At 68.3% G+C, this 3025-nt stretch carries 2 protein-coding genes; both read left to right on the top strand.

Translation table 11 applies throughout. The features are described 5' to 3' along the window. Positions 1 to 48: 48 nt before the first annotated feature. Positions 49 to 2193 (top strand): RNA degradosome polyphosphate kinase, encoded by a 2145-nt coding sequence (locus HUK84_RS13790; protein ID WP_176640800.1) that lies wholly within the window; start codon positions 49 to 51, stop codon positions 2191 to 2193. A gap of 66 nt (positions 2194 to 2259) precedes the next feature. Then, positions 2260 to 3025: Ppx/GppA phosphatase family protein (locus HUK84_RS13785; RefSeq protein WP_456306672.1), on the top strand; the 766-nt coding region annotated here is incomplete at its 3' end.

Genomic DNA, 3025 nt, shown 5'->3' with positions numbered 1-3025 from the left:
CCGGCCGCGGCGACCGCGGGCGCCGTCGCCGGCCCGCCGATCGCGGACATGGATTCGCCCGCGCGCTTCATCAATCGTGAACTCTCCTGGCTCGACTTCAACCAGCGCGTCGTCGAAGAGGCCGACAATCCCCGCAACCCGCTGCTCGAGCGGCTGCGCTTCCTGTCGATCAGCGCCGGCAATCTCGACGAATTCTATTCGGTGCGCGTCGCCGGCCTGGTCGGCCAGGTGCGCGAGGGGCTGCTGACCACCTCGCCCGACGGGCTGACCCCGGCCCAGCAGCTCGCGGCCGTCCGCGACCGGACCGCCCGCCTGCTGCGCGAGCAGCAGCGCATCTGGAAGGAACTGCGCGTCCAACTGGCCGAGGCCGGGATCGTGCTGTGCAGCCTCGACACCGTCACGGACGCCGAGCGCGACTGGCTGGATCATTTCTTCATGGACCGGGTCTTTCCCGTCCTGACCCCGCTGGCCATCGACCCGGCCCATCCGCTGCCCTTCATCCCGCATATGGGCCTGGCCCTGTCGCTGCGCCTGCAAGCCAAGGACACCGGCCGCTTCGTCATGAGCGCGATGATCCTGCTGCCGGCGCAGATCGAACGCTTCATCCGTCTTCCGGCCGCCCTCAGCCCGTCCGGCGCGGCGCGCTTCATTATGCTGGAAAGCCTGATCGCGCTGTGCATCGACCGGCTGTTTCCCGCGCTGGTGGCGGGCGAATGGGGCGTGCTGCGCGTCATCCGCGACACCGACGTGGAATTCGAGGACGAGGCCGAAGACCTGGTCCGCTCCTACGAAACCGCGCTCAAGCGCCGGCGCCGCGGCGTGGTGATCCATCTCGACATCGATTCGCACATGCCGGCCGACCTGGGCCGGGCCGTCGCCGCCGAACTGGACGTGCCGACCGACGAGGTCGAGATCCAGCCTGGCCTGATCGGCGTCGTCGACACCAGGCAGTTGATCGTCGACGACCGGCCCGACCTGCTCTTCCCGCCCTATACGCCCCGCTTCCCCGAGCGCGTGCTGGATTTCGGCGGCGACTGCTTCGCCGCGATCCGGGCGAAGGACATGATCATCCACCACCCGTTCGAAAGCTTCGACGTGGTGGTGCAGTTCCTGCGCCAGGCGGCGCTGGACCCGGCGGTGGTCGCGATCAAGCAGACGCTCTACCGCACCTCGCGCGACAGCCCGATCGTCAAGGCGCTGATCGAGGCCGCCGAATCCGGCAAGTCCGTGACCGCCATGGTCGAATTGCGGGCCCGTTTCGACGAGGAAGCGAATATCCGCCTCGCCCGCGCGCTCGAAGCCGCGGGCGTGCAGGTCGTGTTCGGCTTCTCGGACCTCAAGACCCACGCCAAGCTCAGCCTGGTGGTCCGGCGCGAGGGCGGGACATTGCGTTCCTACGCCCATTTCGGCACCGGCAACTATCACCCGATCACCGCGCGCATCTATACCGACCTGTCCTTCTTCACCTGCGATCCGGAACTGGCGCGCGATTCCGCCCGCCTGTTCAACTACATGACCGGCTATGCGGTGCCGACGCGCATGGAAGCCATCGCGTTCTCGCCCGTCACCGTCCGCCGCACGATCGAGGAACTGATCCAGCGCGAGATCGAGCATGTGCGCGCCGGCCGTCCCGGGCAGATCTGGCTGAAGATGAATTCGCTGGTCGATCCCGACCTGATCGACCGGCTCTATCGCGCCTCCTGCGCCGGGGTGCGCATCATGGGGGTGGTGCGCGGCATCTGCTGCCTGCGTCCCGGCGTGCCCGGCCTGTCCGAGAATATCCGCATCAAGTCGATCGTCGGGCGCTTTCTCGAACATGCCCGCATCTTCGCCTTCGGCGACGGGCACCGCCTGCCGTCGCGCCACGCCAAGATCTACATCTCGTCGGCCGACTGGATGGTCCGCAACATGGACTGGCGGGTCGAAAGCATGGTGCCGATGCGTGACCCCACCGTCCATGCCCAGGTCCTCGACCAGATCATGGTCACCGACCTCAAGGACAATCTGCAAGCCTGGATCCTTCAGCAGAACGGGGCATGGCGTCGGCTGGAACCCGGGGCCCGGCCGTTTTCGGCGCACGATTATTTCATGACCAACCCGTCTTTGTCCGGACGCGGCCTGGCGGCGCAGGATGCCCAGATCCGTGTCGGCACGCCGCTGCCCCGCCACCAGGACCGGATTCTCGATGATTGAGGATTTCGCCATGACGCAATCCAAGGCGGCTCCGTCGCCCGCCCCTTTCGTAACGCGCGGGGCGGCATGACCGCCGGCACCCATCGCCGCTCGGCCGTCGTCGATCTCGGGTCGAACTCGGTCCGGCTGGTCGTCTTCGACGGCGTCAGCCGCAACCCGATCACCATCTTCAACGAAAAATCCGTGCTGCGGCTCGGGCGCGGCCTGAACGCGACCGGCCGCCTGAACGAAGGCGGCGTCGGCATGGCCATGCAGGTCATGGACCGCTTCTATGCCATCGCCCGGGGGATGGAGGCCGATCCGTTCGAGATCCTGGCCACCGCCGCGGTGCGCGACGCCTCCAACGGCCCGGAATTCGTCGCCGCCCTGCGCGCGCGCATGCCCGGCGTGCCGATCCGCGTCCTGTCGGGCGAGGAAGAGGCCGATTACTCCGCCACCGGCGTGCTGGCCGGCCTGCCCGAGGCCGACGGGCTGGTCGCCGATATCGGCGGCGGATCGCTGGAGCTGATCCGCCTGTCCGGCGGCCAGAAGCACGAGGCCTGCACCCTGCGCCTGGGCGTCATCCGCCTGAACGACCGCGCCGAAGGCGACCTTCAGAAGGCCCGTGCGATCGCGGATGCCGACATCGCGCAGGTCGATTGGCTGGATACCCTGCAGGGCAGGCCGCTCTACCTGGTCGGGGGCGCCTTCCGCGCGCTGGCCCGGCTGCAGATCGCGCGCACCAACTACCCGCTGAACATCGTCCATCTCTACACATTGTCCGGCGACGCGGCGAAGGAAATGGCCGACTGGGCCGCGACCGCGCCCCGCCGCACGCTCGACCGGCTGCCCG

The organism is Nguyenibacter vanlangensis (assembly GCF_013376155.1).
Classification (GTDB): domain Bacteria; phylum Pseudomonadota; class Alphaproteobacteria; order Acetobacterales; family Acetobacteraceae; genus Gluconacetobacter; species Gluconacetobacter vanlangensis.
The sequence above is the reverse complement of the archived record's forward strand: the minus strand, read 5'-3'. Positions and strand labels throughout refer to the sequence as shown.

Bases quoted from the DNA above. Each gene is read 5' to 3' on its own strand.
- HUK84_RS13790 (WP_176640800.1), top strand. From the start codon at position 49: ATGGATTCGCCCGCGCGCTTCATCAATCGTGAACTCTCCTGGCTCGAC.